Annotated in this window: 13 protein-coding genes; 12 read left to right on the top strand and 1 reads right to left on the bottom strand. The window is 41.2% G+C overall.

What is annotated here, in order from left to right; genetic code table 11:
- Window positions 1–8: 8 nt before the first annotated feature.
- From CWC18_RS06805 to CWC18_RS06750, 12 genes are all read left to right on the top strand, one after another.
- A complete protein-coding gene (locus tag CWC18_RS06805; protein WP_138674970.1) occupies window positions 9–1988 on the top strand; it encodes a hypothetical protein in 1980 nt (659 codons plus the stop codon).
- Complete coding sequence (locus tag CWC18_RS06800; RefSeq protein ID WP_138590894.1) at window positions 1988–5101, top strand: poly-gamma-glutamate biosynthesis protein PgsC/CapC; 3114 nt, start codon at window positions 1988–1990, stop codon at window positions 5099–5101. The genes CWC18_RS06805 and CWC18_RS06800 overlap by 1 nt, the downstream gene beginning before the upstream one ends.
- Entirely contained in the window at window positions 5088–7364 is a 2277-nt protein-coding gene (locus CWC18_RS06795) for a hypothetical protein (RefSeq protein ID WP_138590892.1), read from the top strand. Before CWC18_RS06800 ends, CWC18_RS06795 begins: the two co-directional genes overlap by 14 nt.
- Window positions 7351–8103, top strand: coding sequence for a hypothetical protein (locus CWC18_RS06790; RefSeq protein WP_138590890.1), 753 nt, complete (start codon window positions 7351–7353; stop codon window positions 8101–8103). The genes CWC18_RS06795 and CWC18_RS06790 overlap by 14 nt, the downstream gene beginning before the upstream one ends.
- Window positions 8082–12362 (top strand): hypothetical protein, encoded by a 4281-nt coding sequence (locus CWC18_RS06785; RefSeq protein ID WP_138590888.1) that lies wholly within the window; start codon window positions 8082–8084, stop codon window positions 12360–12362. Before CWC18_RS06790 ends, CWC18_RS06785 begins: the two co-directional genes overlap by 22 nt.
- The gene (locus CWC18_RS06780; protein WP_138590886.1) at window positions 12352–16428 is read left to right on the top strand and encodes a poly-gamma-glutamate synthase PgsB; all 4077 of its coding nucleotides are present in this window, start codon (window positions 12352–12354) and stop codon (window positions 16426–16428) included. Before CWC18_RS06785 ends, CWC18_RS06780 begins: the two co-directional genes overlap by 11 nt.
- A 162-nt stretch (window positions 16429–16590) precedes the next feature.
- On the top strand, window positions 16591–17802 hold the full coding sequence (locus tag CWC18_RS06775; protein ID WP_138590884.1) for a DUF642 domain-containing protein: 1212 nt from the start codon (window positions 16591–16593) through the stop codon (window positions 17800–17802).
- Window positions 17803–18061: 259 nt separating this feature from the next.
- A complete protein-coding gene (locus CWC18_RS06770) occupies window positions 18062–19495 on the top strand; it encodes a peptide MFS transporter (protein ID WP_138590882.1) in 1434 nt (477 codons plus the stop codon).
- 450 nt (window positions 19496–19945) lie between these two features.
- Window positions 19946–20992 (top strand): 4-hydroxyphenylpyruvate dioxygenase, encoded by a 1047-nt coding sequence (hppD, locus tag CWC18_RS06765; protein WP_138590880.1) that lies wholly within the window; start codon window positions 19946–19948, stop codon window positions 20990–20992.
- Window positions 20993–21101: 109 nt separating this feature from the next.
- A complete protein-coding gene (gene fahA / locus CWC18_RS06760) occupies window positions 21102–22415 on the top strand; it encodes a fumarylacetoacetase (protein ID WP_138590878.1) in 1314 nt (437 codons plus the stop codon).
- Between the two features lie 121 nt (window positions 22416–22536).
- Window positions 22537–23601, top strand: a complete 1065-nt coding sequence (locus CWC18_RS06755) for a M23 family metallopeptidase (protein ID WP_138674969.1) — start codon at window positions 22537–22539, stop codon at window positions 23599–23601.
- Entirely contained in the window at window positions 23591–23983 is a 393-nt protein-coding gene (locus tag CWC18_RS06750) for a bactofilin family protein (protein WP_138590874.1), read from the top strand. The genes CWC18_RS06755 and CWC18_RS06750 overlap by 11 nt, the downstream gene beginning before the upstream one ends.
- Window positions 23984–23986: 3 nt before the next feature.
- Here the strand turns inward: CWC18_RS06750 and CWC18_RS06745 are convergent, their stop codons facing one another.
- Window positions 23987–24451: a hotdog fold domain-containing protein gene (locus CWC18_RS06745; RefSeq protein ID WP_138590872.1), complete on the bottom strand. Its 465-nt coding sequence runs from the start codon at window positions 24449–24451 to the stop codon at window positions 23987–23989.
- Window positions 24452–24607: the final 156 nt, after the last annotated feature.

Here is a 24607-nt window from a genome sequence, read left to right as displayed (position 1 = left end):
GAACTAGTATGTCGATAAAACAACAATATTTTATCATCCGGCGCCAAAAAACATTTTGGCTAATGCTCAGTTTAGTTGCTTGTTTACTCGCGCTGGAGTTAAGTGGTGTTTTAGAAAAATTGAATGCGCCAATCTACCACTTGTTGAATGCCGTACAATCAGAGCAAAACACCAATATTGTCGTCATTGAAAGTGCCAATTTACAAGGCGAGCACAACGCGTTAATAGAAACTATTCACAGCCACTCTCCAAAGGCGATTATTGTATTCTCTAATACTATTTTAAACAATAACGGTGATGAGACCGATACTGTCTTATATCCGCACAAGCAAACGAAGCAATGCTTATCCCCCGTTAGCAGTTGGGTCGGTTATAATATTGTCTTTGATAACCTCAGTGTAAATGACTGTGATAATATTTGGCGTATAATATTTCCGTCTAAGCAGTTACCAAATAAAGCCTTAGTCAATTTTTCATTGCAGCCCCATGCGTTACCAAAGTTTGAAAGCAGCCGGTTACTTTCTGGCGACATATTACACGCTCAAATAGAAGATAAAATTGTCTTCTTAACCCAGCATTCGCATGGCTATGGGATGGCGTTAAAAGCCCCAAAACTCAGTCGTTTTCAAAATCCTGCTTATTTACATGCCTATGTGGCTCATAGCCTGGAGCAAAATATCTTAGTGACCATCTTTGATGGTTGGCCATCACTGTCCGTGCAATTGGCTGTCATTTTAATACTTGTGGTGCTGTATCAAAAATTTAGTATCAACACTGATTTAGCCATTGCCAGTGGCCTCAACATTATTTGGCTAGTGAGTGCCTACTTCGCGTTATGCTATTTATATATATTGATCCCTGTAGGGCAGCTAATAACCTATACCATAGTCACGTTGGCATGGATGTTTTTTGCTAAAAAGTGGGTTGAAGAAGACGAGCTACAAAGAATTATTAACAACATACATCAACGTATGCTTGGCCGCTATTTACCTAAATCATTCGTTGAACAAAGCAACCCATGGGATGCCATCATTGAACTAGTTAAACAGCAACTCGATTTAGACCGCAGTATTTTCCTAGCCCGTAAAGAGGGCGACCATAGGTTATATGAAATTCGTGCAATCAATTGCCAACTGTCTAATATCCATGAAATGCGTCGAGACTATGAACGTGCACCTTATTCAGATGCCATAAAACAATTTGGTGCGGTAAGCATTACACGCCCCTTCTTCGACAATATAACCGAAGAAGAAACCCAGTATATTGTTCCGTTAATGTATGCGGGTGATATTCGAGGCTTTTGGGCGATGACTGTCTGCGCAAGTGCGCATTTTAATGAAGCTGCTTTTTTAAAAAACGTTAACCGCTTCGCCAACCAAATTGGTGAGCTGTTATTTCATTATCGTATTTTTAGTGCAGAAGATAGTGCCAGCAAAAACGTGCTGACACGCACGCTTACATTAAACTTAGAAAAACCTTTGAGTCAAAAAATAAAGCTCTCTATTAATGAAATGGAACAAAAGCTATCAACACTTGAACACGTATTCAACCAAGTTGGTTCAGCCACCATCTTGTTTAATTTATTTGGCCAAGTGATCCAAACCAATCAAGCGCTAGAGAACTTGGCTCGCCAACAAGGTTTGGCCATTTTTGATATGACAGCATTAGACTTACTATCGAAAGTCGGTCAACTGGAGCATGATATAGCCAAAGGTAAACTGCGCTACCTCACGCTGCACAAAGGAGAACTCTACCAGCCCGTCGTATTTGGTGAGCAAGTCTATATTCTCGCAGTGCGCACTCTAAGTGTATCAGAAATAAAAAACAGTGCTGGCGACCCCTTTGAAGTAGGCGGTATTTTATTCGAATTTATTAATATTTCTGACTTGGTGGCACATTTAGACGACCCAAGCCTATTACTTTCACAACTATCTACCTTGACCCAACAACAAAAAATACAAAAACAGTCTGAGTGGATATCTGATTAATGGAGTGGATATTAAATATATTCCCAAGTGGAGGCGGCCTAGGACAATCAGTAATTACCACAGTGTGGGTTGGTATTGGGGTGGTTTGCTTTTTAAACCTGCGCTTTGGTTTTCCGCTGACAGGCTTAGTCGTCCCTGGGTACTTGGTTCCTCTTTTTATCGTTAGCCCTACATCAGCCATTGTTATTCTTATCGAAGCCGTCATTGTCTATGTAGTGATGAAACTCTCTGCTAAAACACTCATGGAACACTTTGGTTTTGCTGAAATGTTTGGCCGCGATCGCTTTTTTGCCATCATTTTGATAAGTATCTTAGTGCGAGTCACAATGGATACCTTATTTTGGCCGACCATTGCCGGTGTGTTTTCGCAATGGGATATTACTTTTGATTATGCGTCACAGCTTTATAGTTTAGGGCTTGTGATCATTGCGCTTACCGCCAATGTCATGTGGAATGGGGGCTTTCGTTATGGTACAAAAGTAACGCTTATTCAGCTGTTACTCACCTACCTAATCGTCCGTTTTGTACTTATGCCGTATAGCAACTTCAGTATCGCCAATTTAGCCATCATGTACGAAGCTGTTGCAGCATCTATCATCGCCGCCCCCAAAGCCTACATCATTTTAGTCATTACCGCGTTTATCGCATCACGCGCCAATATAAAATATGGCTGGGAATTTAATGGCATCATGCTGCCCGCTTTATTGGCCCTGCAATTAATGCAACCGAGCAAACTCATTACCTCATTTGCTGAAACCGCCGTTATTTTAATTATGGGCAGTGCGCTATTACACTTTACCCGTTTGCGTCATGCCAATTTTGAGGGCGCTCGTTTATTACTTTTTTTCTTTAACATTGGCTTTGTATATAAGCTTATTCTCAATTATGTCGTGATCCAATATTACCCCAGTTTAAAAGTGACTGATACATTTGCATTTGGCTACATGCTGTCCACTTTATTGGCTTTAAAAATATATCAAAAAAGTGCGTTAGGATTAGTTATTCGCGCCACATTTCAAACTTCCGTTGTTGGCGGGTTTATCGCGATAGCCATGGGCTTCGTCATTATGTTTGTTCCCTCTTTATTTGGTTCTGCTCACCTAAAGGAGCTGCAAGCACAAAATGAGGTGAGTGGCCTTACTCATATGATCAGTGAATACAAAAGCTATTTATATACCGACCAAAAAAATCAAATCGAAATTAGTCAATATCAACAAGGTCAACAGTTACAGCAGTTTCAATCTGCAATACGGTTATTAAATAGAGATAGGCAAAGCCCTCAGGTATTTAAAGAAGTACGAGCGATGCTTATGAAACTTGACTTTTTACTTCGCCAAGATGAGCAATATATTTATATTCAAGATGCTCGAAAGCTCTCGCTAAGAGGCTTATTTATTATGGCTAAAAAACCTGCATCAGAGCTTTTGATAACCATACCACACCCCTCTTCAGAACGCCTTGCTAGTGATGCTGCGGGCCTACTTTTTTCGTATTTTGAAAGTGACTCGTTGCTTTTTGGCACACAACAAACTCAATCATTGAGTGCTAGTTCTTCCAGCCAACAAAGTAAATATTACCAAGCCTTTATTAATGCGCTCGATACCGAACAAATTCTTCAGGTCAGAGAAATTAATAACCGCAGTCAAAGCGTATTAAATAACAGCCCTTTCGTGCATCAATGTCAACTTTGGGCATATAACCAACTACCTAATGCCATTAGCCAAAAAGAGTTGCGGGAATTACTCAGTTGTAATAATAGTGCTTTTGGTTTGGCTAGCGCGTTTAGTTTGCCGAGCGGACAGTTTGCAGGGCAGTTCTTAGAAGTATTTTTAACCACCACCAATTATACGTCTTTAATGTCAAAAGTTGCGCTAGCTAATGGCCAAATAAACCAAACGCCCATCACCACCTTTAATGAGTCATTAGAAAGTGCCATTGAGCGCTATATTCCCCATATCAGCGCAAAAGGCAGTGGCCATTTTCAATTACTGTCAAATAATGAAGCCGCATTGTGGGAGTTTGAAATATTGCGCCCGCTCTACATTTTGACTGACGGGTTAAACACGCGGATGCTTAACGACAATATAATGAACCGACTAAACCAAATCAATAATATCGCAAAGATGGTAGGCTATAGACTGACCTTAATTAACTCTCAACAAGGTCGCTACCTCATGCTTTCTCCTATCCCAGAGCAGCAATTTTTTGAACGGGGTCAGGGCATTTACTTTATCAATTTAAATCCAGCTGAGTCGTTAAATGTGCAAGTACCTCGTCCTTTATTTGAAAGTAATACATTAAAGTTTTCTGCTAAATTATTTGCCCATATGCAAGGCAAAGTTCTGTCTGTGGCGGGCGCTCACCCTTATGCGAACCCAACTTCTAATGTCATGACCCCTGCTAATGTAAAATCTTTATTTAATATTGTGCACCAAAGTGCGTTAAGACATGATTTTGACAAAGGTATTTTGAACTTGCAAATACGTAGCCACAGTGCGCCTTCTCACATTAGACCCAGCGCCATTGCATTCCAATTTACTCATCCTCATGCAAGACAAAATCATACACTTCGAGATTTACGTAAATCTCTAACGCAACTAGGTGTAGAGCATCAAGTGGTCGCTGGACAAGTCGCTACTCGAGGTCTTGAACTTGGTACCTCTCCGCAAACAGGTTACCAGCTGTTTGCGCCCAATAGCGAGTTGGCGACGTTATGGCTTGCATCAGACTTTAAACAACATTTTTCCATTTCAGAACAAGCGCTCTTACAAAGGTTATTAGCGATTTCTGAGGTCGCCCAATTAACCGCTTTAGCACTGGCCACACTGGGGCCTGATGATTGGATAAGCTTAGACCAAGATGACCTGACTCAGCTACGCCAAACAACGAGCGAATATGCTATATCGCAGCATTTGCCGCTCCTCACACATTACTGCCAAGTTGACAATCGCTGCACCATACAAGCCATACGATTTAAGCCTGAAAATGAACTTGCCATCGCATTCAAAAAAAATAACGCGCTGATAGCACTATACTTACCGACCAGAAATAAACTTATTGACCAAGCCATGTATCAAGCCGCCGTAATAGGAGGTAAGCATGTTTTACATTAAGTGGCTGCTGAGGATCAGTGCATGGCTGCTAGTGCTTATTGCCATAGCATGGTTTGGCGTTCGTTTTTCTTTATGGCTGCAATCAGCAGAACCTATGGCGCAGCGCTCAGATAAAGAAACACGCTCTAACGTGCACTGGTTACAGCAAGATAAGCCGCTAATTTATAATTTTTCTCCGTCGAGAACCTATAATTTGCGTGTGTTATCAAATGCGATTTTTGCCCAACAAGTTGCGTTCGATGAGCCAATCAATTACGCCATAGAATATACCTTGTTCGACCAAAATAATGTCGAACTCATCAGTAAAGTGTACCATCATGCATCTAAGCTAGCGCTAGATGCAGATCAACAGCAAGTTAAGCAAATCATTGAAAATAAAGCGGCATTATCAGTTTCTTCTGGGCAGTCTTTTTATATTAGTAGCGAGCAACTGACACATGCTAGCCGCATTGCATTACGTGTTATCCCAGAAGACGCTGCTTTAAAAGGCGTCGTTGTAAGGCTCCATGCCAAAACACCTACTGATACCGAAGATATGAACAGTGCTTGGCTCAAGCTCCCGGTTGAATGGCGTGAACGCACCATTGCGTATCACACCATAGGTGTCAATGCGATCACCACCCAAGAAATACACAATGCTGTTACCTTTGATTGGCTTAAACTGGCTCCTCAGGGAGTACCAGATATAGATTTTAAAGCCGATACGTTATATGAAACATTACCCTATCATGTACTCAATTATGACTTTGGTGCACAACAACTCGACCTTGATAGCTTTTACACTGATAACAGATTATCAGCGTCTTTTAGAGTCTATGAACCTGGTGATATTACGACACGAATAATCGGCAATAGTGACGATGTGAGCATTACCTGGTACGACTTAAAACAACAACAAGCACCAAAGTCGTTATCGTTTAATAAACTAGCACCCGCGGATACATACCGGTTTTCAGATGTCGCACCCGGGCTCATCGTGATCACATCAGCAACACCCGTGCAATCAAGTTGGTTTTTGTCCGATTCAACCCCCGTATCACCATCACACAGCTATTATTACCAAGTTGATGAAAGCTTATCTGCGCATTATCTGGTGACCCCAAATAGCGATGTTAACCTACAATTTAGAGGTGCGCCAAACAGCCATGTTTCTGTTTCTTTATATGACAAAAATAAACAACTGATCACCACTCACGCATTACAACTTAAAGGCGGACACGCGTTATTTGACCGCGTAATAACCCCCGACACACTGCGAAATATTACAACCGATGCAGAGCGGTTTTATTTACGTATTCCAAAAGGCAGTGCATTTTTATCCATTCACAGTAAGCATGATATAGGTGTAAAACTACAATCTCGAGAACAACAATTCCATTATCAAGTTGCACTGTGTGGCACACTTTGCCAAACAGATTCGAGCATTTTTACCGAGGTAGGTGCTTGGTTCTCACAACAAGCCGAAAATGATTTTAGTTTCACAGAACAGCAAAGACTGTTAAATGTGCGCTTATTCGAGTCTCCCCCTGAGACTGACATTGAACAAACGTATTACTATGGTACTGATCTCACAGCCATACTCCCCCGTTCTAATACGGCGTTAGTAAAAAGTGAACCTAAATACTTTCAACCAGCTGAGCCACCAAAAGACTTTCATTTTTCAGCCATCACAAGTCTAAAAGACATAATATTACCTGAGGCTTCTCTGTTAGCTAAATCTCGTCTGCTTATTATCTCTGACACGCCGCCTTTCTATAGTGAATACCCTCTTGAGCAACTCGCTCAAAACGTAAAAATCACAAGTCAGGCCATGAATGCGAAGCTCTATACAAACCTTGGAAGGCATAGAGAATGGGTAAAGCAACGCCTATTTCGACTAAAAAAGGGAACTCCTCTCACGCTGCGTTTTAATGAACGGCCCGAATCTGTAGTGATCAAAACCTATTTAGATAAAGCACAATCAGACCCAGTAACGATTAATACCCGTTTGCAGGGCATATTATCGGATCAAGTCACTGATGAATATACAATTTTACAAAAGCGCTACGCGTTAATCGATGCTAATAAAGACTCAGTTTTTTTACTTCACCCTGCCCAAACTACACTTTTCAGCTACCCTACAATGACAGTACCGATTAATAACGATTTAAAAGTATTAGAGAAATTAACGATACAAGCAGAACAAGACATTTGGATAAGCGTATTAAAAGAAACAACAGAACAACAAAAACAAGCAAACTGGTGGTTATATGAAACCAATTAGTTTTTACCTAGTGAGTATTTTATTCTCAAGCTGTGCATTTAGTCACTATACGCAACCACTGTATAAAGACATGCTTTCGTGGTTCAAAACGCCCACAGACATCGCTCCGTGGCAACTTCAGCAGTCAGGTCAACAATGGATATTGCGCGCTACCACAATGCAAGATGGCGGTGGACATGTTTTTTTTAACCCATTAAACCAGCGCTGTATTGTCTCTGTGCCTCATAAATTTTACGACATGGGCACTTTACCCATTGGCCAATTCATTTATGACACGCTTTGCCAAGTCATGGTGAGTAATTCTCATCAACGCTATGTAAAAAGCCCAGATACTTACCCTATGGACTTCTCAAAGCGACCTTATAATATCCACAATGCCGCATTAATTGCATATCAAACCCATAATATCAATGCAAAAGTATTTCAAATCCATGGTTTCAGTAATAAAAAGCGCCGTACTAAACAGGGGAAAACCGCAGATATTATTGTCAGCCAAGGAAAAACCTCTAATTTAACTGGGCAACAGCTTACACGCTGTTTGAGTCAGTTAGGCTTAACAACATTTTTATATGGCATATCAATAAAGGAGCTCGGAGGTACCCAAAATATTGTCCATAAACTTGGTCTACAGTCCCATTCATTTATTCATATAGAATTAAGCAAACAGACCCGAACACGGTTACGTCAAGAATCATCACTATTGAAAAAGTTTACGACATGTTTAAGCCGTATTATTTAAGCCTTCTTGTTTTATTTTGGGCTCTGCAAGCGCACAGCTCTACGACACCATTAAAAACTGCACCTATTTGGTTACAGCTACCAAACGCGCAGCAACTTTCAACACCCTCACAATACCTCAGGCTCAATGCGTACGCTCAGCAGGTTACATTGGTTAGCCAAGGTCAATGGCTTGATATACCCGCTAAGCTATTAAAAACCGTTGAAGTATGGCAAGGTCCGACGCACTTGATGATGCGAAAAATGACCTTACAAGAATTTACTTGCCATAAAGCGCGCTGCCAATTACCTGTTATGCACACAGATCAACTCATCACGTTTCGTAATCCCAGCGAAGCACAGCATAAATATCAAGTTTGGTTAGGCCAATACCATTCACATGCTTCTGCGTTTAGACGTAGCCTTAAATTGCCACTAAATTCCACCAGATTAACGCTTGCGCAAGATCATGAAACCTACTATCAGCTACCTCATAACGAGCAAGTTACCACGTATTTTTCTGAGGCAAAAAAATTAAAAGTCACAGTAAGAAAAGACCTTACATCTTTAATAGACAATGGCAGTGTGAGCCTTTACATCAATCAGCACCCTGTCAGTATTATTAATATTGGTGATCAACAAGCCAATGAATATATACAGCACAAGGTCAGCACTGCCAATACCGACTACATTGCTGTGCCAAAAGACAGCTATTTAACGGTAAAAAGTCATGCTCCTACACTGATCAAATTGGAACAAATGCACCGAGGAATTAACGATACATCTGCCGCACAAAAATACCATGAGCGTATGTTTAACCCCTACTGGATCAATAACCTCAACGAGACGCTATCGCATGTTTATATCGATGCTCAATTTAATGATTTGTTAAATTTTAATTTTGCCAAAGCAAACCCTATTGAAAAAAGGCGTCACCAAGATTTACTCAGTACCATCAGCACAAAAAGGTTTATATGGCCTAAAGCAAACAAAATGACAAAAGAGGCTCACTCTGTTGTAAAGCAAGTCACTGTAAAACAAGCACCAAGAAAAGTACTTAACCGTTTATATTCGAGCACATTGAAACAAGACGCTTTGGTACACACGCTCAATGAAACACTGACTTTTGATTGGGCAAATTTGAACCGAGTGAGAAATTATATCACCCTGTTAGCTCGAACTTCTGAAGACACGCTATTAACAGCCATCACCCCGGAGCAGCAATTTACCGTGCAGCTAACAGCGAACCAACACTTTACTAAAATTACACTGCCGCTTGCGTTTAATATAAATACTATGCGCTTTTTAACGGATAATAAAACCATTGAACTGGCCGTACAGGTTGATGACCTATTACCTTTGCCCAACAACGAATTACTTTATATACAAAAAGGCACCTTACAAGAAAAAGCCCCCGCATTATACGCACACTTAAATACCTTAAACCAACGCACTGCCAATGCATACCTCAATAGCATCACGCCTTACATAGAAGGTAGTCCGAGATCACCGACGAGTGACTCACAACTCAACCACGTAAATGAGCATCGCCTGCTCGGCAATGCATTACAGTATTTGAACAGCAACCCTGTTGAAGCCCTGCCTATTCTTAAACAACTGGTGTCGAGCCCCAATTTTGCCGTTAAGAAAAACGCTTGGCAGCTAAGAGTTAAAGCATTAGAACGCTTAAATCAGCAGCGCTTAGCGCAAAGCTATTTAGAAGGTTTGTTACAATCTTTTGACTCTCATTTGAGAATATTTGCAGCTACACAATTAATAACGTTTTATCAAAACAATCATAATAACTACCAACTTCAAGGACTCTGCGCGGTTTTTATCGCTGAGCTAACGCAGTGCACCAAAATTTCTGAGCAACAATTTTTGTTACAGCAAAAGTACTTAGCTGCATTATGGTCAGTACACGACTCACAAGGTGTTTTGTCGTTAGACCCTACCCCGCTGCAAGTCAGCAATTACCGCAGCTTAACGGATCCACAGCCCCAACAAAAAGACCATTATCAAATCACACACTTTGGGACCGATAACGTTCTGGGTGAAACCAGCCAATATAAAGTCTTTTCCGTTTCGAAAGGAAAAGGCATCACATTAAAAGCCACCAGCGATATCAAATTGCAATTTAGAGCCAGAGCCCTTTGGCAAGAATCTGCGACAAGTGGCACACAGTGGTTGCATATCGATACTCGTACAAAACAGGCTATCATGCCGCTGTATTCAGATATCGCCTCAACAGCCCAAATACCGACACTCAGCGCACGTCTCTCAGTTGCCAGTGAAAGTATAATTAACCTAAAGAAAGGGCAAACCATCTACATACACAGCGATTCTGATAGCTTTGTGAGTATTAGAGCATTACACAAAAGTCATATAGACACACCACAACCACACACGGACGCCGTCGACTTTTTATTTTCTACACCATTTGATGAAATCATTAATAACCCCTCTATTTCGTTACAAACACTACTCACCAATGCATTATGGCGCTTAGAGAATGAACAATTACTTGAGCATGAATTCATCGCACTCTTTGCTAGAATGACAAGTGAAAAGTTACCCGTAGATCTCGCCACGCTGATGAGCCGCGTGAAGCATTTTGGTCATTGGCAAGCGAGTAAAGAGTACAGTGATTATGCTGGAACCCAATTAGTAGATTCTGATGCTATTTTGAAACGCAGTTTAGCCGAACAAATTAGCCGCCACTCAAGTAAAAATATCCAACTTGATGGCGTATTATTACGCGCGAACCATACTCTACACCTTGATATAAGCGAACTTCACGCTTTGCCAATTAAACTCAAATTTACGTTTGCACCCACAGAGCTGCAACCCAATCAGTATGCCAATGTACTGATCGAAGCGGCAAACCAACACGTCGTGTGGCCCGTGACCCCTCATAGCCCTATGGAATATGCATTAACAGAAGATCAAAGAGCGCACTCTCACATTAGTTTAAATTGGATAAACCCTTATGTATCTCAGTTGCTCAATGTCAGCATCATGGTGTTTCAGCAAGGCCAATGGCAAAACATTGACCTTGATACGAAACAGTTGTTTTATTTTGCGACACAACAGCAGCCCACGGTAATGCAATTACAAAAAGACCAAGTATTAAAAATTGAAACCATTAATGAGATGCAGCGTGCTGAGCGAGTCATTTTTCACCCGGCTGGAAAATTATTTTTACCAAGTTCGCACTCAAAATTGTCACGTGTATTTAGTTGGCAACTTAAACCAAATACCCACACACTCTCAGCGTCATCTCCCGTCACGCCTCTTATTGCGCAGCAGCCAAAGTTAATACAACAACCGATGGCACAAACGTTTATAGACAATACGTTGGCTATGGATGGCAACTTAACCCACATAGAAGGGTTTATGCGCTATGGCCGCTCAGGTATATTCGAAACCAGCGAACCTTTACCAGCGAATCATAGCTTAGACTTTGGTATTCGCTTGCGTAATAACAATAAGCAGCATTGGTATCGAATTGAGGCGGCTTATTCATTAAATAACCACAATTACGACATCTATGCAGTCAACGCCATTCACAATTGGCAAGACAACAATAGCCATTGGTTTACTGAAGCTGCTTTATTTAATCGTTGGCAAGATAGTAGTGTCCTATCACAAAGCCAATATGCAGGCTTAGCACGTTTTCGTATCGGAGAGAGTTGGCGTAATGATAAAAGTCATCGGCATCAATGGTGGTGGCAACCATTTTATTATTACACCAGTGTCAGTACGCAAGAGTACCTTGATGACTTAAAAATTAACCCCAGTATTTTTGGGTTCTACCGCCAAGATCATATGCATGGCTGGCAAGCTGAATATGAATATAGATATCAACCTTGGGTCGATAACCAAGTGAGCTTAGGTATGGGAGGAATTGCTAACCAAGATTGGCAATCATTTGATAATGTCTATTTTAACGCAACGGTTGAGCAGTACTATCAAGGCCAAATATTCAGCGCTCAGCTACAGAGTATATACAAGTTCGCAGATGACAATAGGCCTAATGATACATGGCGATACCTGACACAGTTGAGCTGGCAAACACTCTATGATTTTAGTGACACTACTGCGGGCTGGGTTAAGCTTAGTTGGACTCAAGACTGGTTTAATAATCAACATGCCATTGGTTTTGAAGTCAACTTAGGCAATTTACAAAATACCGGCTTTGCACCATTTGCACACGACGAGATTTTATTTAAGTCACTCCAGCTTTCACACTTTGCTGAACAAGATATTTATGGCCACTGAAAAATTACAACAACACCTTGAAAGTATCCTTTTTGCCGACACTGAGAAGTTTTGGTTAAACTTGTACCATCACAAATATCAAACTTTGGTAGATGAGCTGGCCAATTGGGAGCTGATCAAACACAAACCAGAAGCTGAACACCAAATTGACTGGTTACAGCTGCAAACTATTGCTTTTTTACGTTATAAAATTGAACAACTCCATGTCAGTTTACAAAAACTTGAAGCAGGATATAAAAACTTCATAGAACGGCTAGCAAAAACGGATTTTGATGCCGAAAAAGAACTTCATGTCCTCAACTACGCAGAAGAGCTCGGTGCCACAGCAGAACAGCTAAAAGCAGATGAAGCCGCCTTTTCTCGCTGGTTTGATGAAGGCGCCGTGATTAGTCGTTATCAAAGCCAGGTAGCTGACATTGAGCAAAGCCTAAAGTTTTTGATCTCCAAGCTGGGGGCTATTACAAAGCGATATCTAAAAAGCAACGAGGCATTATTAACCCAAACTTGGGAAAAGCTTGATTTACAACCCTTCTTTTTACGGCTGCTAGAAGGCAGCCCGAATGCGCATGTTCGTCATGGCATGATCAGAGCATTAGTAAATCAGGTCGCTTTAATTCACGAATGTAACGGTGGCCCTGATTTAGACTCTGAACTTATAGCAAAGCTTGTTGAGCAACTTGAGAATCCAAATACCCCCTACCTAGCCATCATTGATATTTTAGAGATCTTAATTCACCAAAGACCGACTTTTATTCGCAGCCATATGTGGGCGTTGCTCGATGAGTCGGTTAATAGTTACCCCCACCAAGCAAAGGATAATGACCAACTTTTCATTCTCAGTGCGATACCCAAAGTACTATGTCGCCAAAGCGTGCTGAGTGTGCAAGATGAGCGTTTAATCATTCAATGCGCTCAGCATCCTTACCCGCGAGTGCGCCAAGCGCTCATCGAACAAATCAATCATTTCTCAGACCAGTTAGCTAAAAATATTCTGCAAACGCGCTTTATTGAAGAGAGTTGCGATGCTGTGAGGTTTACCATCATTAAACAGCTCTCAGCGGCACGTTTTTGTGAAGGTTTTCTGTCTTTTGAACTTTGGTGTAAAGTAGTTGATGGCCCAGATAGCATGGCAATTAAACGTATTGCATTGGAACAAAGTGCCCGCATCATGCTGAATATGCAATTAGAAAGTGATGAACCGGATACCATTTTTACGCAATTCATAGAACAGCTCAATATCGCGCTCTTAGTATCACAAGATATAGCTATTAAGCGATGTATTACACGCACAAGAGAGCAACTCTCGAGCTTTTACCAACAAACACTCATCGCAGAACTGGATACGCAAATTGCGGCTGGGGTGGCGATTAAATTCCCCACAGATACACCGCATGAAGCATTAGGCAGAGCTCTGAGCTACCGAGCACAGCAACAACACGCCTTTAATGGCAAAACCCGTGGTAATTCATGGTCGATTCGTATCGGATATAAAATGGGCCGACGGATTTGGCGTGTTTGGCATGAGTTTTTTCACCCTAGCACAGACAAAAGGCAAAGCTTCAGCCATGTCCTAGCCAAAAAACCAAATGCTGAATTGCATGTGCCAAGCTGTACCGTAGCAGAAATCAGTGAGACCAATGTACCGGGAGAGCCTCTTTATCATTTATCTGAGCTTAGCGCGCGACCCCATTTGCCATTAATCGACTATTTACTGTCTATTTTAAGCCAAGACAACCTGACAGCCCCAGCAAAGAGTTACACGCCAGATGGTTTTTTAGCAATATCAAAACCCACCTCATTGTGGCAACGTGCCAAAGCTTACTGGTATCTCTCTTATCACTTTAAAACCTTAGACAAACTCAGAAAAGGGAATGAATTAGAACAACAACGCTTTATTGAGCACCTAAATACCCTCGGTTTCACCTTAACATTTAAAGCATATGGCAGTTTAGCTGGTGCGAGCTTTCCTGTTGAACCCGGAATTAAAAAACTATTCGAACGACTCACCTTATCAGCCCCCTTACTCAATATTTGGCTTAGCTTCAAAGAATATCTGTACTCAATTTATCAAAATACACTCTCTCAACTGGTATTCTTTGTGGTTGGCTTTATAGGCTACTTCTGGGGGCGGCACATTTTTATTAGCCGTAAAATTATGCACAATCGCAAACATATCCCTGTCAGCATTGGTGGCTGGGGCACCCGTGGAAAGTCAGGTACAGAACGTTTGAAAGCAGCACTATTTAGCAGTCTTGCTCTGCGAGTTATTACAAAAACAACCGGCTGCGAGGCCATGATGATTTACTCAAAAAGCTCTGGTGAGCAATGTGAGATCCCACTATTTAGGCCTTTTGATAAAGCCAGTATATGGGAGCAAAGTGATGTCCTCGCATTTGCAACCTCAGTAAAAGCAGATGTATTTTTATGGGAATGTATGGGGTTAACACCCAGATATGTGAAAATTTTGCGCCGCTGGATGCAAGACAACTTTGCGACCATCACCAACGCTTACCCAGATCACGAAGACATACTCGGCCCAACAGGCATTGATGTGGCGCGTGAAATGTCAGCATTTATTGGCGAAGATACGCAGGTGTTTACGTCTGAACAAACAATGATGCCCATACTCAATGAAGCGGCGACAAAAAATGACACCACATTAATTCAAGTACATTGGGGAGATGGCTTTCAAATTACCCCTGATATACGGGCGCTGTATCCATATGATGAGCACCCCGACAATATTGCGCTGGTGGTAAAAATGGCACAATATATTGGCATTGAAAAAGACTTTGTCTATAAAGAAACAGCTGAGCGTATTGTTCCAGATATTGGCGTTTTGCAACATTTTGATGCCGCACCTATCGGCACGATAAAACAATCTTTTGTTAACAGTATGTCTGCCAATGAGCGCTTAGCGACATTAGAAAATTGGCGGCGTTTAAGTTTGTTTGATATGAATGACCTCCCCCATATTCAAACCATTGCTCTTATTAACAACCGCAATGACAGGGTCGCTCGTTCTAAAGTGTTTGCGCAAATCGTCATTGAAGACTTGAGCTTTGATTATGTCGTGGTCGTCGGAAGTAACGTCGATGGTTTTTATGCCTATTTAGAACAAGCATTACAATCACGAATAGCGCGTATAATCAGCAACCAAGACTGTGTAGATTTAAAACGCCTTATAAAACAATTTAATATCGCAACGGATATACCCGAGTGGCTAGACAAAGCCAATGTCACCTTTCCTGATGCCCCGCTGACCCATGATGACTTAACAAACAGTGAAGCTCTGAAAAATGCGTTGGCTAATAAGCTCGATAATGATCAAAGGCAAATTGATCTATTAATGCTCAGCTTTGCTCACTTTACACTATTACAGCCTTTATTAAAGCTAGAAACACAGGCAATCACCACCCTAAAGCTGAAACCACTAATCACATTATTTAGTCAACGTTGTGTTATGATTGATAACCCGCACATCACACCAGATTCTCTCACAATTGAAATCAGCCACCTCGCTTGTCACAATCAACATCAGCTTATTGTGGGTATGCAAAATATAAAAGGGGCCGGATTAAATTATGTTTACGCATGGCAAAAATATCAAAAAACTCACCAACAGTGTAAAAAGCTTTTAAACAAACAAATAAACCAAGCTGAATTTCGCGCGCTCTTGATGCAATTTGCCCAACAAGACCGATTCAGTGTATTAGAAACTGACTACCTCGATAACGCGTTAATTAGCATCTCGGCGCTCTCACACGCACAAAATGAATTTAGTCAAGCTGAAATTAATCATATAAAGGAAAAGCTGACCCATGCGCATACGGTGATCAACAATGACACTCACGCAGCGCGCCACTCAAAGCTAGTCACGTTTATTCTTCAAGTTATCGAATCATTTTTAGATGCGGGGGCCGCGGTAAAAAGAAAGAAAACAGCACAACAAGTTTACATCGATATTGCGCAGCAACGTATCACCATTGAAAAAGCGATTTCAGTTTTAGCCAAGCTAAACAGGGGACAGAAACCGGGTTGGTTATCATTACCAAAAGAAAAATAACCCAAAAGGATTAAAAATAGTTTATTCCAGCAAATAGGAATAATATCATCGTGCGTTTTTTTGTCGTTTAATTGACCATGACATAAAAAAATACGACAATATGATTAGAAATTTATACTTTGACGATTTATATCTTACCGTTTCTTGCTTTTGGAGTCTTATATGAAACTATCTTTTCTTTCTTTGAGCTTGGCATCGCTTGTTTCGCTTAATACTGCTTTTGCGAATAATTTGGTAGTGAATGGTTCATTTGAACAGGATGTTGTTTCTCAAAAGTGGACTCTACTTGATAACATGACGGGCTGGCAACGAGCTGGTGCTCGGTTTGAGATTCAAACCAATACCCTGGGGATCATTACACCGCAAGAAGGCAACCAATACATAGAGCTCGACTCAACGGCCAACTATAGCGTAATACAAACCCTGTCTACACAGGCCAACCAAACCTATACTTTAAGCTTTTACTATTCACCCCGTGTTGTCAATAACAGTGACACAAACCAAGCAAAAGTGTATTGGGATGGTGTAGAAGTTGCGAGTTTAAACGGCACCACTAGGGGTTGGCAGCATGTATCGGTTAATGTTACGGCCAGTTCAGCAGAAACGGAGCTAAAATTCACAGGCACTGGTACATCAGACTCTTATGGTGGCTTCATCGATAATGTATCTGTTACTGGTATTGCTAACCGCGCCTGTTTAACTGGGCTTTTCGGTATTAATGACTTTGGCTCAGACCAACGAGGCTATGTATATTTCTTTGACATAAATAATGGCACGTATAGTAAATTAACTGGCGTTTCTCACACCGCATCAAACATTGCCAGTAAAGATGGCGTGTTGTATTTCATGGAACAGCAAGATAAAAGCACGAAAGCTTCTAAGCTTTGGACGCTAGACTTGGCGAGTAACACCGAAAGTGAAGCTGCCGATGCAACCTCGTACCCAATTTATCGTTCAGCTGTGACACCAGATGGCCAATCACTGCGTTCAACCAGTAAAACGTACATGTACGACTTTAATTTACAAACAGGTGCGAAAACAGTTTTAGGTAAAATGACTTTTTCTGGTGACGACTTTAAACATGGTGATATTGCCTACTCTGCAGACAACAACACATTATATGTTTTAACAGGTCAGTCTCTTTATACGATTGATGATGGTGACATGAGCCTTGATAAAATTGGCGACCACGGCATTAACTGGGCAGCAGGTTTAGCCATAAGCGACGATGGAACCTTATATGTTTCTGGTCGTAATGCCGGCGAAAATGCAAAAATTTACTCAGTAAATCCAGCTACGGCGGTATCAACCTACTTAATGGATGCTGCATCACACGTTAATGACTTAACGTTTGTGGATGATTACTGTAATTAAGCTTTGTTAGTCTTTACTTATCTTAAAGCCAGTCAATTGACTGGCTTTTTATTGCCTATTTAAAGGTACAAAGCCTCTAAAGCCTTCCCCAAATGCAAGCTGCTCGGTATACTAACGCACCTTTTTTGCATAGTTAGTCGTTATATTCGTCATAACTAGCGGAAATACATAAAAACGAGGCCACCCATTCAAGTACGTATATTTGCGTCATGATAATTATAAGGCCACACAACACATTTGATTTAATTAGGAAGTATTTATGAGTTCATTACCTAAAGCAGGTGAGTTTTTAGGGCACCCTAAAGGCTTATTCTTGCTATTCGGCACAGAGATGTGGGAACGTTTTGGCTACTATGGTATGCGTGCCATATTGGTTTTATACCTCGTAGCAATGACCAAAGATGGCGGATTTGGTTGGTCAAACGCCGATGCCCTTAGCCTCTATGGTACTTTTACCATGGCCGTATACTTAACCCCACTGTTTGGTGGCTGGTTAGCAGATAATGTATTAGGTCAGCGTAAAGCTATTATTATTGGTGGTATTTTAATGGCGCTTGGTCACTTCATTATGGGAATACCACACAGCGTAGTAGCGGGTATGCAAGAGAATGTATTTTATCTTGGCCTTGCACTACTGTGTTTAGGTAACGGTTTGTTCAAGCCAAACATCTCAACCATGGTCGGTGATTTATATAATGAAGGTGATAAACGCCGTGACGGTGCATTTACTATCTTTTATATGGGTATCAACATTGGTGGTGCACTAGGTCCATTAGTGGCAGGTTACGTTGCTGCCGTCGTTAATTGGCAAGCTGGTTTTATTGCAGCGGGGGTTGGTATGGTTATCTCCGTGATCATGCAAATGCTTTTAAGTAAAAAATACTTAGGCGATATTGGGGTTGTACCTGCCGCTAAGCTTTCTCAGGCACAATCAGCAACCGGCACCAAAGAGCCGCTTACACGCATTGAAAAAGACAGAATTAAAGTTATTTTTACTATGAGTGTATTTAGTATCATTTTCTGGATGGGCTTTGAACAAGCGGGTGGTTTGATGAACTTATTCGCCAATGACTATACTGACCGTATGCTGATGGGCTTTGAAATTCCAGCCTCTTGGTTCCAGTCTTTGAACTCTTTATTTATTATTATCTTTGCGCCACTCGTTGCAATGGTTTGGCTCAAACTAGATAAGCGTGAGCCAAACTCTCCGGTTAAATTTGCCATGGCTTTGGTTTTTCTAGCACTAGGCTTCTTAACCATGATGCTAGCATTGATCACTGAAGGGTCTGGAGAAGGGTCACTGCAGATCAGCATGATGTGGCTAGTCCTGTTTTATTTATTCCATACCTTGGGTGAGCTATGTCTATCACCTATTGGGCTGTCTATGGTAAGTAAGTTGGCGCCGCTACGTTTAGCATCTCTACTCATGGGTATTTGGTTCTTATGTACAGCGATTGCAAATAAAATTGCAGGGTTTGTTGGTTCTTTCCTAGGCGAAGGCCAAGAAGCAATGAATAATGCCATGAGCATCTTTATTGGTTTAGGTGCGACCGCGCTAATTTCAGCTGCTACAATGTACATGCTCAGTGATCGCCTAGTCGAGTGGATGCACGGTGCTGAAGGCAGCCACGAACCACATACACAAGAACATATATTAGCTGAAGAACTAGAAATCTCTGCTACGAAGCAATAATTCGGCACTTTATATGTCAAAAAACCACGTCCTATTGGCGTGGTTTTTTGTCAATACGAACCTCCTTACTATTAAAGTGTATTTAATTGTTTACACTTAAATATAATAATCGCCCTATCTCTCACACTTTATCGATAATCTACTTTTCGGATCACATAATATCTGAAAATTAAAAAATCTATAATTAACAATAACTAAAAATGGAAACAAACAAGAATACACACTATTCATTAATCCAAAACGTAAAAAGTTACACGACTTTTAATTTCATTCATTCGATGTGTCAGAATCACTACTGCTTTAAGCTGGCTTTGTGCAAGTAAATTTACAAAGAGCATCATAGCGAAATCATCTCTAAACCTTCCCCTTTGCCTCATTTTGATTAATTATCCACTCAACGAGAATAAATCTAACAAGCAATCTAACGTGCTTAATTGCTGGAGCAAGACAATGAGTGAAGAAAATAACCCACTAAATTTGGTTGGTATTGAGTTTACTGAATACGCAACACCTGACGCTGATTATATGGATAAAGTCTTTACTGACTTTGGTTTCTCAAAACTAAAGACATTCAAAGACCAAGATATCACTTACTATAATCAAAACGACATTCACTTCTTGCTGAATAATGAGCGTGAAGGGTTCTCTGCTGAATTTGCTAAAAGCCACGGCCCAGCAATATGCTCTATGGGGTGGAGAGTAAAAGACGCACAAAAAGCCTTTGAAGTTGCTGTTGAGCGTGGTGCAAAACCAGCCACAGATTCAACACACAAAAACCTACCTTACCCTGCAATTTACGGTATTGGTGACAGCCTGATTTATTTCATCGACGTATTTGGTGACAAAGGCTCTATCTACAACAATGATTTTGTTGATTTAGAAGAGCAACGCATTGTTAAAGATAAAGGGTTCATTCGTATCGATCACCTGACTAACAATGTTTACAAAGGCACGATGGAAACATGGGCTAACTTTTATAAAGACGTATTTGGTTTCACGGAGGTACGTTACTTTGATATCAAAGGTCAAAAAACAGCGCTCATCTCATACGCGCTTAAGTCACCTTGTGGTACTTTCTCGATCCCAATCAATGAAGGTAAAGGCAACGACAATAACCAAATCGATGAATATCTAAATGAATACAATGGCCCTGGTGTACAGCACCTTGCATTCTTAACTGATGACTTAGTTGGTTCGCTTGATCAACTTGATCAATCAACCATTGCAACACTAGATATCATCCCTGAATACTATGACACTATTTTTGAACGTGTACCTTGGGTAAAAGAAGACAAAGACAAAATTCGTGAGCACCAGATCTTGGTCGATAGCCAAAGTGAAAACTGCTACTTACTACAGATTTTCTCTAAAAACCTATTTGGCCCAATCTTCATCGAAATGATCCAACGTGTTGATGACGGTGGATTTGGTGAAGGTAACTTCCAGGCGTTATTCGAATCAATTGAACGTGACCAAGAGCGTCGCGGCGTACTTTAACGCTCGCTTAAAGCAACTATGTACAAGCAGCTTACTTATTTCTAAGTAAGCTGCTTTTCTATTTAAGTTAAGGCAAAATAGCCCTAACTTTAGTTAAACAGGAAAGATGATGTCTTTTATTAACGAAACACACGATAATAGCTTAACTAGCTGGGTTGCAAGCGCAAACCAATCAGGTACCGATTTCCCTATTCAAAACTTACCTTTTGCCATTTTTCGCCGTGCCAATAGCAGCGAAGAGTTTCGCGGTGGCGTTGCCATTGGCGACCAAGTTTTAGATTTAGCCATTGTTGCTGAAGCGGGGATTTTCTCTGGTGAAGCACACAGTGCTGTTACAGCAGCTAACGCCGCTGCATTAAATGAATTTATGGGTATGGGCCAATCATACTGGTCTGCACTTCGCCTTGCGCTTTCACGTGCACTGCGTGAAGGTTCTGATCACCAAAATACACTTGAAGGTGCGTTGGTTCCACAATCTGACGTTGAATACTCAATGCCATGTCATATTGGCGATTATACTGACTTTTATACTTCAATTTATCATGCGACTGCTGTAGGTAGCTTGTTCCGCCCTGATAACCCACTTTTACCTAACTACAAGTGGGTACCAATTGGTTATCATGGCCGTTCATCGTCGATTGATGTGTCTGGTCAAGCGTTCCCTCGTCCAAAAGGACAAACTAAAGCGCCTGACGCTGATACGCCATCTTTTGGTCCATGTAAGCGTTTAGATTACGAATTAGAATTAGGTATTTACCTAGGTAAGGGTAACGAGCTAGGTGAGCACATTGCTATTGAAAACGCAGAAAACCATGTATTTGGTTTCTGTTTATTTAATGACTGGTCAGCGCGTGACTTACAGGCTTGGGAATATCAACCTCTAGGTCCATTCTTAGCTAAAAACTTTGCCTCAACCGTTTCCCCTTGGATTGTAACAACCGAAGCTCTAGCGCCGTATCGTACGCAATGGACACGTGATGAAAACGATCCTCAACCGCTTGAGTATTTAGAGTCAGCGCAAAACCGTGAATCAGGTTCATTCGATATTCAAATGGATGTTGCTATTGAAACACAAAAGATGCGTGCCGATAACCATGCGCCTAGTAAAGTGTCAGAGTCTAGCTTCAAGCATAGCTACTGGACCGTTGCACAAATGGTCACTCACCATACTGTAAATGGTTGTAACTTCCTACCGGGTGATATGCTAGGTTCAGGCACACAGTCTGGCCCAGACCACGAAGAGGCGGGTTCATTGCTTGAGCTGTCTCGTGGTGGTAAAGAAAGTATTACCCTAACTAATGGTGAAGAGCGTAAGTTCCTAGAAGACGGTGACACCGTGATCATGCGTGGTTGGTGTGAAGCTGAAGGCTTCAACCGTATCGGGTTTGGTTCTGTAGAAGGGACTATTTTGCCTGCAAAATAATCAAAATTAAAAGTTTATAAAAATCAAAGGCGTGCATAAGTACGCCTTTTTTTAGACTTTTATACTGGCTTTTTGTATAAAAATTGTTAAAGTGAGGCGTTAATTTTAATTTTATATGTGTATGCTGAACTCTACAAACACCCTATTTAATCGGTTATTTCAAAAGCGTCAGTTGCTACTTCGCCAAAATGGTGAAGTGGGTATGATCACGCTTTCTAGCTGGTTACAGTTAATGGTTGTTATAAGCTTAGTGGCATTAATGATATGGTTGATTATTGTAAGTAACGCATTTTTCGCTCAAAAGAACGTCATCACGACTCTCAATGTTGCCAACGAAGCACAACAACACCAATGGCTTCAAGAAAAGACACAACTCCAACAACAGCTGCAACAACAACAACATAAGCTCAGTGAGTTGACTGAAAAACAGCTTGCATTACAAAGCTTAATCGAGGCATTACCGCCCTCACGAGACGATAACACCGTAAAAGCTGAGCAAGAACACAACGCACCTCAAGCATCATTTCAAGTAAAAAGCCAACAAGTGCACCAACTCCAAGAACAACTTATTACTGCGCTTGACCATACTATTGAGACTCGGACACTGTCTATCAACCAGCTATTAGATGAAGCAGGCGTGGTATTTCGTAGCACTGACACTTTAGCACAAGGTGGACCTTATCACTCCTTAGTGCTTGAGCAATTACCCACACATTATATCAACACCATTGATAAATTAGTCGAACTCAGCGAGTTAGAGCAGCTCATAACCCATTTACCCTCTGAAATGCCGGTAGCAAAAGACGATTATTATATTTCCAGTCCATTTGGGTTTCGTAAAGATCCGATGACAGGAAGACGCGCTTTTCATAAAGGGGTTGACCTTGCAGGCTGGCATAAAACGGCCATTGTCGCGCCAGCAGCTGGCACCGTATTACGCGCTGGCACGAATGGCGGCTATGGTAAATTCATAGAAATACAGCACAAAAACGGCATCACCACCCGCTTTGGCCACCTCCACACAATTAAAGTAACTAAAGGCCAAGCAGTAAAAAAATCAGACACTATCGCACTTATGGGCAGTACTGGACGCAGTACCAGTACTCATCTACACTACGAAGTACTACAAAATAATAAGCAGATCAATCCAGTAAAGCTCGCCAAGGTGATTAATCGTGTTCAGTAGAAGTAAAAAAAAACCGCTTGAAACCACATCAGGGATCCCAGCCTTGATTTCTCCAAATACGCATGTAGAAGGTAATATTACCTGTGAAGGAGAGTTACAGATTGATGGTAAAGTGACAGGAGATCTGATGGTCAACGTACTTATTGTTGGCCAGCATGGAGTGATTGTAGGGAACATAAAAGCACATCAAGTACTTATAAAAGGCACTGTCGATGGCTGTATTGATGCAGACCAAGTCATGTTAGAAGAAACAGCCAAAGTACATGGAGACGTACTGCACGACACATTAAGTATTGAGGCAGGTGCACTCATTGAGGGTAAACTGACCCATAAGACTGAGGTAACCAATATTACCCCAATTTCTGAACATTCCAGCGCATAATAATTAGCGCTGTGTAATATACATATTAATGTCTGCATGGAACACTTTTGTACCATGTAGATCGAACACTTCTACAGGCACAATTAAATCTTCTTTATCTTGCCACTCCCTCGGTAGAATAATTTTTGCCTCAGCACGAATGTCTGTTTCCGCTTTTTTTAAGTACTGTACCGTCATCCCTTTGGGGATCCAGCGATGCGTCTTATGGGGCACTGTCGCATCGACCATCACACCCGCACAAAGCTCAGCTAAATTACATTGCGCAATGGCATGGACAGTTCCTATGTGGTTAAACACCGCCTTACGCTTGGGCACCGAGGCTCGACATAGACCTGGCTCTAGATGTGTTATGGCGGGTTTAATTGAAGCAAAGTACGGCGCTTTTCTACATACCGCTTTGCTAAACAGCCATTGGCCAAATGGTAACCATTTCATTTTTTTATATATTTTAAGAAGTGGAGCAGTCATTCTATATTCCTTCGCAAATTCATACTTCCAAACTAACACATCAGACCAGATGATAAAACAACCGCCACGTGTAATAGAATAAAATATTTCATGAGATCGGCGTTATGTCCTGTTCTTTTTTACTATGATGATTAAAATAGCGCGGTAACGGACTCC

It is taken from the genome of Pseudoalteromonas aurantia (genome assembly GCF_005886875.1).
Lineage (GTDB): Bacteria > Pseudomonadota > Gammaproteobacteria > Enterobacterales > Alteromonadaceae > Pseudoalteromonas > Pseudoalteromonas aurantia_A.
Note: the sequence above shows the minus strand (reverse complement) of the source record. Positions and strands in the feature narration are given on the sequence as shown.